Source organism: Edaphobacter sp. 4G125 (assembly GCF_014274685.1).
Taxonomy (GTDB): Bacteria; Acidobacteriota; Terriglobia; order Terriglobales; family Acidobacteriaceae; genus Edaphobacter.
In genome coordinates this window covers 3,293,744-3,310,452 of sequence record NZ_CP060393.1, presented here as the reverse complement: position 1 = coordinate 3,310,452, position 16,709 = coordinate 3,293,744, and the positions used below count along the sequence as shown (strand labels likewise).

Annotated in this window: 7 protein-coding genes; 3 read left to right on the top strand and 4 right to left on the bottom strand. The window is 51.0% G+C overall.

Annotated elements, in window-relative coordinates:
- The first annotated feature begins 206 nt into the window (after nt 1-206).
- Together H7846_RS13715 and H7846_RS13710 are read left to right on the top strand one after the other, a co-directional pair.
- Entirely contained in the window at nt 207-3,578 is a 3,372-nt protein-coding gene (locus H7846_RS13715) for a TonB-dependent receptor (RefSeq protein WP_186692802.1), read from the top strand.
- Between the two features lie 51 nt (nt 3,579-3,629).
- Entirely contained in the window at nt 3,630-6,059 is a 2,430-nt protein-coding gene (locus H7846_RS13710) for a glycosyl hydrolase family 95 catalytic domain-containing protein (RefSeq protein WP_186692800.1), read from the top strand.
- 315 nt (nt 6,060-6,374) lie between these two features.
- Here H7846_RS13710 and H7846_RS13705 read toward each other — a convergent pair whose 3' ends face one another.
- Nucleotides 6,375-9,059: a glycoside hydrolase family 38 N-terminal domain-containing protein gene (locus H7846_RS13705; protein ID WP_222597511.1), complete on the bottom strand. Its 2,685-nt coding sequence runs from the start codon at nt 9,057-9,059 to the stop codon at nt 6,375-6,377.
- 521 nt (nt 9,060-9,580) lie between these two features.
- Between H7846_RS13705 and H7846_RS13700 the strand changes: the two genes are divergently transcribed.
- Nucleotides 9,581-10,543, top strand: a complete 963-nt coding sequence (locus H7846_RS13700; RefSeq protein ID WP_255460646.1) for an aldose epimerase family protein — start codon at nt 9,581-9,583, stop codon at nt 10,541-10,543.
- Between the two features lie 39 nt (nt 10,544-10,582).
- On the opposite strand, the gene H7846_RS13695 is transcribed toward H7846_RS13700, so the two are convergent.
- From H7846_RS13695 to H7846_RS13685, 3 genes are all read right to left on the bottom strand, one after another.
- Nucleotides 10,583-11,680, bottom strand: coding sequence for a LacI family DNA-binding transcriptional regulator (locus H7846_RS13695; RefSeq protein WP_186692795.1), 1,098 nt, complete (start codon nt 11,678-11,680; stop codon nt 10,583-10,585).
- Nucleotides 11,681-11,884: 204 nt separating this feature from the next.
- On the bottom strand, nt 11,885-13,315 hold the full coding sequence (locus H7846_RS13690) for a sugar porter family MFS transporter (protein WP_186692794.1): 1,431 nt from the start codon (nt 13,313-13,315) through the stop codon (nt 11,885-11,887).
- Nucleotides 13,300-16,581, bottom strand: coding sequence for a tetratricopeptide repeat protein (locus H7846_RS13685; protein ID WP_255460645.1), 3,282 nt, complete (start codon nt 16,579-16,581; stop codon nt 13,300-13,302). Before H7846_RS13685 ends, H7846_RS13690 begins: the two co-directional genes overlap by 16 nt.
- Nucleotides 16,582-16,709 lie beyond the last annotated feature (128 nt).

Here is a 16,709-nt window from a genome sequence, read left to right as displayed (position 1 = left end):
TAGGTGGACGTTTTTTTGGCCAATAAATTTTGGTTGACAATGTGCTTTGAATTCCAATATAGATGCTGATGCCGATTAAATGTATAGGTATACATATGCAAACTTTCAAGCACGCTGCCTGATAACCCGCGCCGGCTAGGGATTTTCGGATAACCGCCGCAGGGACACCCAATGTAGAGAGGGCGAGCTGGCAACTAGGAGGAACAATGGCGACATCAACATCTAATGGGTTTTACGGAAAATTGCTTCGGCTTTCGATTTTGCTTTTCCTTGTCGTTATGACTTTTGGGCCATCCGCTTACAGTCAGATTCTCTACTCGAATATCGTTGGAAACGTGACGGACGACTCTAAGGCGGTGATTCCTGATGCGAAGGTTCAGGCACGCAACGTGGATACGGGCACTGCGATAGTAGGAACGACGGATGGAGCGGGGCGATATCTGCTAGGGAATGTCCCGCCCGGCAAGTTCGAGATCACAATTTCGAAAGATGGCTTTTCAACTTACAAGACACAGAATGTGGTGGTAGGTTCCAACGTTGCGGTGCGCGTCGACGCAACCCTGAAGATTGGGTCTATAGCCGATACAATCACGGTTTCGGCGGGTGATGCACAGTTACAAACCGACCAGGCGGATGTCCATACGAACATTGACGCTAAGCAACTTCAGGACCTCCCACAACCTACTCGTACTTATCAGGGGCTTGTGGGCCTGGCTACCGGCGTCGCCCCTCCCAGCCCCGATTTTGCCGGAGGAGGAGGCACGAATAATCCCGGTCGCTCGTTCGTGATCGAAGCAAACGGAACTGGCGATAGCAGCACTGATGTTCGTATCGATGGTGTGAGCGCGGTAAATCCCTGGGTGCAGTTCTATTCAACCGCAGTTCCATCTACAGAAGCGATAGAGTCTGTGAACGTTGTGACGAGCAGCCCTGAGGCGGAGCAGGGGCTTGCGGGTGGAGCGCAGATAAACGTACAGCTCAAGAGTGGAACAAATAAGTTTCATGGGTCGCTCTATGAACTACATCAGGACAATGCGCTGAAAGCCCGTCCATATTTCCAGCCTGTTGGAACTCGTCTGCCGAAGCTCATCGACAATGATTTTGGTGGAACAATTGGCGGTCCAATCCTGAAAGATAAACTTTTCTTCTTCGGAAGCTACGAGGGGGATTTCCTGGTGCAGGGAAGCAGCACGTTTACAACGGTTCCCACGCAGGCCATGAGAACTGGTGACTTTTCGGGGGTATCGACGGCTATCTATGACCCGCAGACTGGCAATCAAGCCAATGGAGCAGGTAGGACGTCGTTCGTGGGGAACAGAATTCCGACTGCGCGTCTTAGCCCAATAACTCAGAAGCTGATTGCCCTTGTACCTCAACCAAACACGACACAGTTTGGCCCTTATACAAACAACTACTTTGTGAACACGCCTACGACGTACCGGCTGCACAAGATTGATACAAAATTCAACTGGAACCCAAGTTCAAGGTTGCGGGTTATTGGCAGATACAGTAGCTATCCGTATAACAGCACACAGGTTCCGGTATTCGGTGAACAATTGGGGGGATCGAACACACCCAGCCAGCATGGCAATACCTATGCAAGTACAGTGGGAGCATCTTATCTATTGTCCCCGAACCTTCTGCTTGACGGATCGTGGGGCTTCACGCGTGCACATCAGCTGTTGATCCCTATCCAAGATAACGTCAAGGCAGGTTCTGACACGTTGGGAATTCCGGGAACGAATTTGGGCTCCCTACCCGCAGCTGGAGGACTCCCGCAGTTCAATTTCAATGGGTATTCAGGATATGGCTATTCGTATCCCTATCTGGAATACAACGACCCGGTGTTCCAATACTCCGCAAATCTGACTTGGACGCGAGGGAGCCATAATCTCAAGTTCGGGGTGAATATTAGCCAACAACATATGAACCATCGCGAGACAACGCCGACGCAGTTTTACTTTAGCGGAGGCTCGACTTCTCTCAACGGAGGAGCAAGCACCAATCAATTCAATAGTTATGCCGACTTCCTGCTTGGACTTGAAAATAGTCGATCCAACAGCCAGAACCCTGTACCTCTGACACTGCGGACCTGGGAGTACAGCTTTTATGCTCGCGATCAGTGGAGAATATCTCCAAAGCTTACTATCACCTATGGAACGGGATGGGAGTACTTCCCTGTTCCCACACGCGCCGACCGGGGAATCGAACGGTACGACTTCGACACAAACACATATCTGATTTGTGGCAAAGGGTCGACTCCGCGTGATTGCGGTATTAACGTTCAGAAAACGCTCTTCGCGCCGAGGGCTGGTATCGCATATCGGCCGATTGAAAACACCGTTGTTCGTGCGGGATTTGCACTAACGCCGGAACAGTTGAACATGTTCCGCGATGGCCTCTATAACTATCCTGCGAATATTGGATATTCGGATAACGCTATCAATCCCTTCATTGCGGTGGCACCCCTTAGTGACGGAATCCCTGTAGTGCAGGCTCCGGATCTGAGTGCTGGCAGTATTCCGCTTGTGCCGGGAGTTTCGATCGCAACGACTCCAAAACATTTCGTCCGCGGCTACATCGAGTCTTACAACCTCACCGTCGAACAACAGTTCGCTCGCAACTGGACGGGACAGATAGCCTATGTGGGGACCCATACGGTCCATCAACATACACGGTACAACTTCAACTATGGGCAGGTTGGTGGAGGCGTGGCAAGCCAGCCGTTTTACAAGCTGTATGGAATCACCGCTTCTGAGGTGAATGTCCTACCGCTTGAATCGATGAACTATAACTCAATGCAGCTCAATCTGGGGCATAAATTTACCTCAGGATTCCAACTGAATGTCGGCTATACATGGTCCAAATGGATCGCAATATGCTGCGATACACGTGGAGACAGCACTCCGGCAATTCCGATCCCACAATATTTCCGCTTGAATCGAGTGGCGAGTCCGAAGGATATGCGTCATATTTTCAACCTGAGTGGTGTGGCTGAGCTGCCTTTTGGCAAGAACAAGGCCATGCTGACTCACGGTGTAGCGGCTTTTCTGGCGGGTGGATGGCAATTGAACGGCATTCTTTCTATTCATTCCGGAACGCCATTCTCAATCAGCGCAGACGGTTCCGGTTTGAATGCGCCCGGGAGTCAACAGCGAGCCGATCAAGTCAAGTCTGTAAGGGTACTCGGATTCAACCGAACCAATCCTTATTTCGATCCGACCGCATTCCAGCCTGTGCCTAGTTCTCAGGCGCGTTTTGGAACGGCAAATTTCAATAGTATCTATGGACCTGGAGCGGCGAATCTAGATCTGAGCCTATTTCGTTCGTTTCAGCTCCATGATGCATGGACGCTGCAGCTAAGAGCGGATGCATTGAATTTTACGAATACTCCGCATTTCTCGAATCCAAACAATAATAATGTCTCGTCCGTCGAGTACCAGACGGATGCCAATGGAAATCCCAATTATGCAAATATTGTGAACCTTAATGGATTTGGACAGATCACCTCGACGAATCCAGGCAATAGGCTTACTGATGAACGATATCTGAGGCTGGGAATTAAGCTGGCCTTTTGATAAAGAGAACGAGCAACATTGATGCCATGCGAGGAGAGTTACCACGAATAGATGAGGACTTTACACGCGTATCACTCTCGTTCGAGTAAGTTACAGGTCATCAGTTCAGTAACGATTATGTTTGCATCGTTATCGATGGTTGCTCAGCACAAGGGCGCCGTTACTTCTGAGGTGACATCGGCATGGAAAGACGGGACCTTCCATATCGATGTTCCTGGAATAGTCGGTCGCTCAGACATTATTCTTCAACGGGCGAATGCGGATCGAACCGAAGCAATGCCTCTTGGCAACGGACGGCTTGGGCTGGGTGTATGGTCTCAGGATGGTTACACCGCGCAATTGAATCGCGGGGATACCTGGCCATCTAGGCTCTCTCTTGGCCAAGTGGTCATCCCGGGACTGGCAGAACTTGCGCGGGCCTCTGATTACAGTGCCCGGCTAAACCTCTACGATGGAGAGTTTGTCGAACAGGGCGCAGGGCTTACGGCTACCACTTACGTAGACGAGAGCGTCGATGCGATGGTTGTTGAGGTTCGAGGCGCGGTTCCCGATGCTGTTCAAGTTGTGGAACTCAGACTATGGCCCGGGAGGACTCCGCAGGCAATGGTGGAGAACCGGGTTGGAGTTCTATTCGAGACTTGGCGAGATACTAACGAGTTGGGTGCGAGTGGCCTAACGTTCGGCTCATTGAGTGCAATCCGGGTTGATGGTAGAGACTCTCAGGTATCTTGTGACAGCCCCTTGAGTATTAAGGTCACATTTCGGCCGAAGGTCGATGGGACGTTCAGAATATTAGTTGCAGCTCCAGAGTGGCACGGGGGAGATGCTGTAGGAACTGGCTCGTCGATTCTTGATAAAGCTATGGCACTAACGAGCGACGACCACCGCAAGTGGTGGCATTCTTTCTGGAACTCGGTTGCGATGCTAAAGCTGTCGTCTTCCGATCTTTCAGCTGAGTATTTCGAAAATCTTCGAGCGATCAACCTATTCACAACTGCGGCTGAGAGCAGAGACCGGTTTCCAGGTTCGCAGGCTGGAATTGGAGATCTGTTCTCCTCTTTTCGCGATGATCATCGGTGGGGGCCGTCTGCGTATTGGCACTGGAATCTTCGGATGCAGGTTTCTGCCAACCTGGGCGCCGGAATGGCTCGTTTTAATGAGCCTTACTTCAATCTCTATAACGACAATATGGACGCCATCGCGCAGTGGACCCAAAATCATATGCGGGGTCGGCGGGGAATCTGTATCCCCGAGACAATGCGTTTCAATGGCGTTGGTTATGAAAATGAGACGTGGCTAAAGAGTCCTGGAATAAACTGCACCGAAGATGGCCGTCCATACTACAACGCACGTACAATCTCGACCGGTGCCGAGGTTGCGCTATGGGTTTGGCAACAGTATCTCTATACGGACGATCTGGGCTTCCTTGAATCTCACTATCCGCTTATGCGAAATGCGGCGGAGTTTCTGTTGGCATATGCACGGAAAGATTCGAATGGGGTTTTATACACTTATCCGTCGAACGCCCACGAATCAAATTGGGATGTTCGCAATCCTACAACTGACGTTGCGGCGATGCGAGCCTTGTTCCCCGCGCTAATTATTGCGGCTGCAACATTGAAAGTCGACGACGAGGTTGTTCAAGCGGCGAAGGCGGCGCTCCCATCTCTTCCTGCTCTTCCGTTGAGGACTGTTGACAAGGCAGGATTGATTCCCGAAACCGAGCTTAATAACTCTCGGGCAATCATAGCGAGTTCATATAACCCGGATGCGATCGTCCACAATGAGGAGAATATCGGTTTGGAGCCGGTATGGCCTTACTCCCTCATTGGCGACGACGGGCCTCTTCATGAACTCGCGGTTAGAACATTCATGCAACGACCCAACAAAGCCAGCGCCGATTGGAGCGCGGACCCGGTACAAGCGGCGCGGCTTGGCCTAGGGGAAGAGATGAGGTCTACTTTAAAAACAATTACGGAACGCTATCAGTTCTATCCTTCAGGGATGGCTCAACTTACAGCATTTCCGGAGTTTTATGTAGAGCAGATCGGGGTGGTGAGCGATGCGCTTCAGAGTGGCTTAGTGCAGGATTACGATGGTCTCGTTCGCGTTAAACCAGCCTGGCCTGACAATTGGGATGCGGATGGTACTGTCGAGATACAACACAATAACAGGATTCATTTACAGATTCGGGCAGGGAAGATAGTAACCCTAGGCGTCGAGGCGGAGACAGCGAGTGAAATAAAGATGCGTAACCCATGGCCAGGTGAAACCGTTGATATCGTTTCAAGGGATGGGAGTCGTGCCAGATTACCAATGGATTCGACGGGGATACTCTCAATGGAGTTAAAGGCGGGAGGCTCCTATCGCATTAGTCCCAGTCAGGAAAGGAAAGAGCTGATTGGATTTTCTCCAGTCACGGGCCAACCTGCTGTCGTACCGAAAAAGCTTGGATCGCGTTCAATAGGACTCATTCGCTGAAGCAGATAGAGTAGACCATGACATGGATGATGCTCGATTCCGATCAGTTTTACAATATCCAATAACCCCCGTGGGGTCGATCAAATCCAGACCGTCAATATAGCTCTCGCCATAGACGGAGCAGATCAGACCATATGGTCACTGAGCTTCGCTAATGGTCAATACCGTTAGTTTCGGGCTTGGCCGCACTGTTGGTCTGCAGACAAAGTGTGTAAGAAGTCGCGTTCTATTCATCTAATGTCGATTCAAAGTTTCGCTGAAGCGATAGATGAATTCTCACTCATTATGGTTTGTATGGAATAAGAACCTGTTTCTTCACATTTTCTTTTCTACACGTAATGTTACAAGCTCCCATCCAGAAACGTGGATCTCGTTGCCTACGGGCTCAAGCTGCTCTTCGGCAAGATTGCTTCGCCAAGAGTTGCCGGTGCGCGAAGAGGCCCAGACCAGTTTTACAGTTCGGTCTTCACCGGAGGCACCGAACAATCGAATGATCCATGCCTTGCGGTCCTCGCTAGGTTTGAGTGTAACTACTATCACGTCGGAGGGTTCAACCAGCAGCAGGGGGGACGCGGGACTCGAACTCGACTTTTGCACCAGAAGTGGCTCCGAAAGACCCATCGCAAGACGGCTTGCAGCCGCGGCGTCATATCCCCGATGAGGTCGCAGCGCATAGCGAAATGTTACGGCCCCTTCCTGGTAGGCACGGTAATTGGTTCCCCAATGATTATTCATTACCCAGGAGTAGAAGGTCTGGGTCTTATCAATGTGTTTCCGCCACACGGTTGGATCTCTCTGAGAGCCAAGCATCGTCGCACTGATCTCGCCAATCTCTATCAGCGGCGCGTCGAGCGTAATCCAGGTGACGCCGATATTTTTATTGGAGATATCAAGCCAACGCCCAATGGGAATCCAGTTTTTACAAGATCCGGGAAGTTGATCGGCCTCCGGCCGCATATTGCCTAAAGCAATGTCTATCGTCATCTCGCCATTGGGAATGGAGAGGGGAAAGGCGAACTGAAGGCTCTCCTTTGAGCCGCGTTGTGCGAATTCGTCACCAGGTCCACCTATGCCTGGATGCGGATTTAATGGAGCCTGTAGTTTATCGACGGTATTGGATATTTCAACGTAATCCATTCCTGCACCCAGTCGAATGCGCCGGGTGAGGCTTTTACAACCTGGTGCAGAGGATTCGATACGAACCGATACAACAAGTGGTCCCGGATCTTCGACCACGATGTTTGATGGTCCACTGGATCTCAGATGATCTTTATTACTACCCTCAAGAAACAAGAACTGGTTTAGCCTGTGTTTTTTTGTATCTACAAGGTTCTGTTCTTCGCTATGAAGATGCATTGCTGCAATATCGCCGTTGGATGGATCGATCAATACATCCACGATGCCATTCGATAGGCGATAGTTCTTATACGACACCGGGTTGGCTGGGATGTGTTCCTTGTGAGCAGAGAGTGTGTAATGGGATGTACCAAATGCGGGTACATCCGTTGTGAGAAGAGCAAGTTCCCCCGTGCTCATCCGTTGGGATGCGATTGGGTTGCCGTGACTGTCTGTAACATGGTCTCCGACTTCGGAAATGTTATGGGAAAGATAGACCATCTCAGTACGGCGCCACGAGCTTGCATTCTGTATCTCGATCATGTTGGACGGCGCCGAATGGATCGATTCGCTCGCAGCTTTTTCGAGGAGTGCATTTGATTGTTTTTCGGCATCGATGGCAAAGGCTCGTTTTACATCCCATTGCTGCTTTACAAAGGGCTTCTCGGAATCAGAGACGCTATTCCACGCTCCCCATGTGTGTTCGGAATAAAGGAGTACATCGCGCCATGCATCCGCATAGGCGGCAGGATTGTAGGTATTAAAGTTTTTGATCGCGGCCAAAGCTGCTGCTTCGCTGATTCGGTCCGCCGCATTGCGGTTTATTGCTGTCTCAAGCGCTGAAGAACCAGCTCCATCTTCCCAATAGGGTGTCAAATCACCGCGGAAGTGTGGTAGTTGAGTTCCATAACGCTTCTCAAAATCGGAAAAAGCAGTTGTTGTTGAGGCGATCGAGAAGCGTGGCCACTCATATTTCTGATTCCAATCACGAATCCAATCGCTTAACTCAACATCCGGCTCGGCGTTGTCACCATGGCCAGACCAGCGGATGTAGGAGATATCATAGGGGTAGTGGATCTCGTCCATCCGATCCTGATACTTAGAAACCAAGTCATTCCCCAGCTTCATCACGTGAGATAACGCGTAGCCAGTCCATGGTATCCAGAACAGAACCTTCTCATTTCCGGACGGCGAAATCCACCAGAACGGCTTGTCTTGCCACGTCACCATGAATGTACCGATTCGATCGAAGTAGTTTGGTGCTGCGGAAAAGTATCGAATACCGGCCTGCGACATCGCTGTTACCATTCCCCACGAGAAGCCCGGAACGTCACTCATCATGGCAGAGTTGACCTCCACACCGCACATCTGACCAAATTGGCCCGAATAACGAAAGAGCTGTAACAATTCTTCGGGGCGACAAAGCCCGGTAAGCTCGTTGGCATAGGAGCCGTTCACGCCGATCCAGCCCTTTCGGACGGCATCGATCAGATCGCGGCGCGCTGATTCGGTACCTCGTCGCATGTAGAGATCGGCTCCCCACAGCACTTCAAGATTCCACACAAATTTTGCGCCATCCGGATAGCTCGCCGTCTTGCGCGCCAGTTCGATCCCTCGTGTGATATTCCGAATCTGCTTCTCTTCGACATTTGCTTGCAAATCGGTATAGCCGAGATCATGATGTGAATGTGGCAGGACGTAAATCAACATTTGCCGCACTGGTTTTCGTTCGATCTCTTCGATGGTAATTTTGCTATTGATCTCGACGGATATCGTAGAGCGTTGAACCGCAGAAACCGGCTTGAGATAGAGTTCATAGATTGTTGACCCCGTGGCCAGGTCGCGCCGATCGATTTCAACTCCATCCAACTTCGTAACCGCCAAGCTTGTTGCGCCTGTATTCTCGAGATGAATCTGTACTGGCTGACTGATAACTCCGTTTCTACGTATCAGTGCTCGAATCGGTGTTGCCAATTTTGTTTTATCTGTAGTTTGGGTCTGGTTTGCGCTCTGTCCCAAAAAATCACGGGAATATAAAACTCCTCCCGCAGTCATCGACAGGCTCTTCAAAAGATCTCTACGTTTCATCTCTTAACCTCATTCGGCTGCCATAAACAAATAGAGGAGACTTGGGTTTAGCCCATGGTTTCCCGCGAATACCTGTTAGAAGATCAATTTCAACGCGAATCACACTTGTCGTCCAGTGTGTTGGAACAATTAAATAAAGCAGATTTCGGACGAGCTCTGTCAGTCCAGAGAGAGAACCGTGGTTTGCCTTCGTTGTAGTTTGTACCAGCGCATGAGTATTTGTCTGGTCATTGCGTATGAGCCTCTCCAATTGCTGTATTCGTCCACAGGCAGCCTGTTACTTGTTCCGCTGTCCAGCATGCTTCATACTCGATAGCGTGAGCGGTATTATCTACAAAGCTTTGGTGCTGTCCAATGAGCATCTCATAGTGCAGATTATGCCGGAAGAAGGCGGTAGGATTACCTCCTTGCAATCTTTAGCAACGGGGATAGAATTCCTTACCCAATCTACCAATCAACACATCCACCTCAAGCCCGGCTACGATGCTCAATTCCAACACGGACCTTGCGCTGGGATTGAGGAATGTCTACCAACAGTCGGAGCATGCGATGATCGAACTGCAGGCGGCCCTGTTCCTGATCACGGTGATTTTTGGCAACTCTCCTGGCGAGTGACTGAACAATCTGAAGGCCGCGTCTCCCTTTCGGCGACAGGATTCAGCCGTCCGCTTTTATTTCGAAAAACAGTAATATTACGTGGGGGCGGTCTCGCCATTCGCTACAGTGTGCAAAATATCGCAGAGATCGATACATCATTTCTGTATGCTTGCCACCCATTGTTTGCAATTGAGGCGGGCGATCGCATTGTGCTCCCCTCGGATATCGATACTCTCCAGCTAACATATTCAAAGACAGGACGCTTTGGGCAAACGGGCGATTTCCTCTCTTGGCCGGGCGAAGAGCTTGATACGGTGTTGTCTAAAGATGCTGACGAAGCGGAGATGTTTTACTCTCGTCAGACAATGAAGGGGCGTTGCGGCCTATATCGTACGCGCCACAGACAAGGTTTAATCCTCTCCTATCCGCCTAGAGTCCTGCCCTATCTTGGCCTGTGGCTTTGCTACGGAGGATGGCCCGGAGGCCAATCTCCTCAGCAGTACGCGATTGCAATGGAGCCGACCGCGGCTCCATGCAATACGCTCAAAGAAGCATTGGATCGACGATTGGCGTGTCTGCTGTTGCCAGGCGATCACCTAGACTGGGAGCTGATTTTTCAACCAACTTCCGCTGGAATTTCATGGCAAAAATTCCAAAACCTCGTTGAAGGAGAAGCTCATTAGGCTAATCTTGCGGCCGCTTCAATCTTCGCGATGGATGTTCTATGCGAGAGTATCGAATTCAGTATCGGTTTCTTCATCAATTCCCGAAACTCGACTGGCAAAGAGTTGTAGATTGCTTTTCAACACGATATGGGGAGCCAAGCGTATCACAGGAGGAGATGGTTCGCTCTTCATGAGATAAGCCATGAGATGTTCAAAGGCAAGTTTTCCCTGGGTGAAGGGGCGTTGGTAAAGGGTTGCTAGAACCTTATCCGACTTAATGAGTGTGGTCAGATCCTGAAATAAGTCGGTCGCAATTACCTGTACTTTACCGAGGAGGTCCAATTCTTCCAACGCTTCAAGTACAGCCATACTATTGGCGGTACTCAGGTAGAGTCCTTCGGGGCGATCCTTCCGGCGCATCAATGCCAATGCCTGGCGGTATGCTTCTTTGGGTTTCTCATGACCTTCTAGTGTCGGTAAGAGAGTAAGATGAGGTGCCTGTACGGCCACCGTTGCAGCAAATCCGCTCAATTTCTCAGCATGATCGAGGGTAGAGAGTTCACCTGTCAGGATGGCGACATTGGCTCTCCGCGTCAGCTTATGGGCTAATAATTCAGCCGCAATGGCACCGCTAACGTAGGCATGAGTCGACACGGAACCAACACGTCCTGTATCGGGAGCATCGCTACCGACACACATCATCGCCGTACCACTGCGCGAGATCTTTCGAATGAGAGGGCTGAATCTCTGAATATCACCTGGAAGAAAGATTATTCCATCATATTTGCGGGCATGAGCAGCTTCCAGCGAGTCCGTGTCTCCAATGCCGATTCGCGGATACTCGTGGAACTCGAGTGAGACCTGTGAACCGATTGCGGCTGCTGCTGCAGCACGAATCCCCGACCGCAAGGGATCGAAGAAGTAAGAGATATGCCGTGGCAAGACCACGCCAATGGAAATACGACGATTTCGCTTTAGGGCCTGCGCCGCAAGATTGGGTTTGTATCCTAGCTGTTCGGCCACGTGTAATACACGAGTCTTTGTCTTCTCACTCACTCCCTTTCGTCCATGGAGTGCCCGATCGACCGTCCCAATCGAAATATTGAGTGCTTTGGCAATATTTTTGATGCCAACGCTATTTGACTCGTCTTTCATATAGAGCCTTGACCAACGAAATAATTTTCCCGAGTTCTTTTCTCATCCAATTTTTGCATTCTGCTACAGCTTTGTCTCAAATGATATTGATATGCGGATTTCAGATTTCCAGTTTATTGCACAATTACGATCTTCGATCGTCAAAAGCCATAAGCGAAACTGATATTGGTCCGCGAGAAGAGATGGTTAGATCCGCCTCAGTTTCTATCTACCCAATACACTAGTCTCGATCTCTTCGAGGCTCTGGCCTTTGGTTTCGCGAACCGAAGTCGCAACAAGAGCACATCCGAGCATACAGATTATTCCGTAAGCGGCAAATACTGAGGCTGTGCCCAAGCGTCGGTCCAGAATGGGAAAGCTGTAAGTTAGGGCGAAAGAGGCGATCCACAAGCTGCTGATTGCGATCGAGATACCTTGTGCCCGAACGCGCTGCGGAAAGATCTCCGCGATCAGTACCCAAGTTACGGGTGCCAGCGTCAATGCGTAGCAAGCGATTGCGCTGAGCGTGAGCGCAAGTATAGCGATTCCGCCCATTCTGGCATGGTAGGCAAATGCGCAGAGAAAATGAGACGCGGCAATGCCAATACATCCGAAAATCATCAGTTTTCGTCGCCCAACTTTGTCAATCATGAGCATAGACATCAGTGTGAAGATCAGATTGATGGTGCCGGTGATGACGATATTTAGAAAGATGTCATTCGCTCCATATCCGGCGTTCCGATATACCTCGGCCGCGTAATTGAACAAAATGTTGATTCCAGTCCATTGCTGTAACACGGCCAGCGCCATCCCGACTAAGACCACACGTCTCACAGGAGGGCGCATGAGTTCACGCCATGCGAGACTGGTCGTCTTCTGTTCCATCGCCGACGAGCACTCGATACCGGCTAGTTCTACTTTGGCGTACTCTTTTCCTCCCACTCTTTCGAGTGTTGTCTGAGCCTCGTTGAAACGTCGACGATTCACTAGCCAACGAGGGCTCTCAGGGATCCACAAAGAAGCGAATGTAAAGATAACTGCCGGAACGACGAGCGCGCTGAACATCCAACGCCAACCGTTCTGAACATTCCAAGATTGCAGCAAAACTTCTGGCGTGGCATGCTCCGGCACGGGTCGGGCCAAAACCCAATTCACAATCTGAGCCAACAGAATTCCGACCACGATTGCGAATTGATTCAGGCTAACGAGCCGTCCGCGAAGATATGAAGGGCTGAGTTCTGCGATATAGAGGGGGGACACATTCGAGCTGAGCCCGATCGCGATTCCTCCAACGATCCTCCATAGGATGAAACTTGAAAATGCGGAGGCCCATCCTGTGAGAAGGGAAGAGATGGCAAACAAAACCGCGGATACCAGGAGCACGGGTTTCCTGCCAAGCCGATCGGCCAACGAGCCTGCCATGAGGGAGCCTACGAGGCAACCAACCAGAGCACAACTATTTGCCCAGCCTACGAGGTTAGCGGAGGTCAGATGAAAGTAGATCTCGTAGAACTCTCGCGCGCCACCGATGACCACCCAATCGTAGCCGAAGAGCAGGCCTCCCAACGCGGCTACTAAAGCAATCCCCCACACGTATCCTTTGCGTTCTACCGCGACCGAAGCGGTATTCGATATCGCGCCTATTGGCCCTTGCACGTTCCACCTGCTATCAGCCTGCGCATATCGATTATGCCTATGTGACTGTGGTCCATTAACTCGACTTGTTCAAGCAATTTGATGGACCGTTCACGTTGACCGAGTCCCAGTGCTGCTTGGGCCTCTAGGAAACGCGCCGTGACCATTTGACGTTCCTTGAGGTCCATTTCAAACAGAAGCATCGCAGGTAGTGACGTTGCGAAGTAGTCAATCTTTGGTGTTTGACGTTCTAACTGGAACGCGTATGACTCAATCTGTTGAAACAGACCAATTGCCTCTTGTTCTCGACCAAGTTCGCGAAGAGCCATGGCACTCCAATAGGTCATCTCAGAAATGGGTTGCACCTGCATCTGCTGAAAATCCTCTTTGCGGCTTGCCGCCCGTAACCAATGGCGCTGGGCATCTTCATGGCGATGGGTAGTTGTATAGGCAACACCGTACCAGTAATCGACCATGCTGAGATTCATCAACAGATGTTTTGCCTCGTTGAGATTACGAGGTGGAGAATTGGCAGCATCCAGGAATTCGAGAGACTTTTGAGGGTGATTTGGGAGATTGCTTTGTGCCAAGAGCACATTTGCGCGTACGTACTCGGAGAGTACCAATCCTTCGCCACCTTCCCAGGGTTGAAAATGTCGCTGACGCAGAATGAGCAGAGCTTCTTCCGGCTTGCCGAGGCTGTTGAGAAGGGAAGCGAGTTCCACCGAAAGATCGTCGCGGCTATCGACTAGGGGGCGATTCTTTTCTAGAGCTTCCAGGCGATCTTGAAGAGTGAATCCCGTGCGCTTCCGAAGCTGATCCTGCTCGTACAAGAGCCGAGCGTCTGCTGGAGCACAGCTGCGAGCATGTTCAAAAGCATTGAGGGCCTTTCGACTGTCGGAGAGGATGTTGAAATAAGCAATTCCTAGATTGCGCCATGCGATCGAAAAATTCGGCTCCGAGGAGACACTCAGTTCCCAATATGCAATGGCCTCGTTGTGTCGCCGACGATCATAGAGAAGATTGCCGAACGCGTAGGCGGCACGAGCATCCTTAGGATTGATTTCGAGAGCCTTTTCGAGGACACAAAGTTCTTCTAAGCGGTCGGGAAAAAGGTGATCACAATGTTCCTGAGAAGCTTCACGATATGCTTCGTTGCTCTCATTTTCTCTCTTCAGACGTCGTAGCACATCAGCACGTGCGTACCGCACCATGGTGGATGGAATTTTGTTGTGTGCTTCCAAGACGTCGAGAGCTTCTTCGAGAAGACCAGAACGAATCAGATCGAACCCTAGATCGAGCCGCATTTGAGGATTCGCTGGTATTTCGTGTTCCATCAGGAAACGACTGAATAGATCGAGCGGGTCGAGCGATCGAGTTTGCTGGAGCAAACGCTGAGCTTCTTCTCTACGTCCCAGTCGTTCCAACGCCACAGTTTTCAGATTTCTTGCAGAGAGATTGTCGGTGTCGGAGATGAGTGAACGATCCAGATGGTCGAGTGCCTTTCGCCATTCACCACGAAGGCAATCGATCTCTGCGAGACGATGATATCCCGCGGCACGCCAGGCGGCATTCCACGTGCTCTTATAGAACACGTCGTATGCCTCTGCAATGCGCTCCTGATAGCGTAGTGTTAGTCCCAGGTTATAGTACGGTTCACCATCGTAAGGGTTTGGATTTCTCCGGGTCAGACGTGCAATCGCGACGCGCAACAAGTGTTCTGCCTGCTTGAACTCACCACGTCGGAGGTGCCAGCGACCTAACATATGATTGCTGCGGCTGTCATCGGGATCGCGAGACAACGCCTCTTTCCAATAGGTTTCTGGGCTACGGGTAGGATGGCGGTATTGTTCGAGATGGATCCCGGTGAGAAAGAGTTCGTCTACGCTGTTGATATCGTTTGGCAAGGGCGGCTCGGTCGCAACATTGGGTGTTTCAACCGGGGTGACTTCATCAGGAGCGTACCGAAGAAACATCGCGTCTTCAGATTGCACGGTCACTTCTAGATCAGTGGACATGCCGTCATACCGGAATCGTTCTGACCATGTTGCTTCAGGCATAAGATCACCCACCCAGCGTCCGGCCTCCTTTCCTGCTGCTCGAACGATGACCGTGCTCTTTCGTCGAGGAGTTGTCACTTGAACGCGCACGGCGATGTCGCTAGCCCCAACCTCGACACGGAGAGATCCGTCGACGGTCGCTAGATTGGGAACGCCGATATTACCGATGGGATACCAGAACTGACTAAAGGTTTTCGTCTCCCCCGGCGCGAGGTATGAGAAATCGGGTTGATTATCGGTGTATACGCCGGACATGAGTTCGACATAGGGACCGTCTCCGTCGGTCAAACTGCGGTCCCAAGCGTAGCCGAACTCATGATTTCCCCAGGTCCATTGCTTCTTCCCGGGAGCCACATGATGGTTGGAAATCGCGACGGTTCCAACCTCGCGTTTGTGATCATAACCGCCAAAGAAATCACCTTTCGAATCCACAATCATGTAGCTTGTCGGCACTGGGATGTTGGCATACCATCCGAGGTCATTTGGCGGATAGGAGCCATCCGGGACAAAGCAAGAGGGCATTTCCTCTGCCGGAATACCTTCGATCGAACGACGTTTATAGTCCACACCATAGTAGGTCCCTTGACTGAGAGGGAATTCAGTAATCGCCCGCTTCGCATGATCGGCAACATATCGGACGTCACCTGGGAAAAAGGACTGATATTGCTCGTGAACATGTGTGGCGACGTTTGCCCACCAAAGGAAGGTCTGCGTATCCTGTGTCCGGTTATATAGGCGGACACGGACTTCCACGACAGCGGATCCGGGGCGCAGGCAGATCCCATGCATACCTTTTAGATGGGACATTGGATCATGATCGGAACACCACACGGTTACACTTCCGTCGCTCGCTCGCTCGATGCTCACTTCTACGGGCATAAAGGTTGCAGGTCGATGGTGCTGTGGCCAATTAAATTCAACTCCTCCCGAAATCCACGGTCCCGCGAGTCCTACAAGAGCCGGTTTGATGACGTTCTGACGGTAGAAGAAGTCGTATCCCGTCCTTTTGTCCATCCCAACGTGAATTCGTCCGCCAATCTCTGGCATCACCATCAGCCGCAGATACTCATTTTCGAGATGGATGGCCTCCCACGCTTTAGGCTTCGGCGTCGTTCCAATCAGATCGATGACAGGGAGCGGGTAGACACGGCCGCTGCTTCCCTGATAGACACGTTTTTCGAGAAACATTGGATTCTTATCCGGAGGAGCTGGCTCGTACGTCATCATGCTGACACATTGGCTCCAGGCTTTCACAGGGCCTGTCTCCGATTTTGGAGCCAGGGGAAGAATCAACGGGGATGGTTGCTGACTGCGGGGTTCGGATTTTTGACCGTCGACGGTTGCATCATGAACCA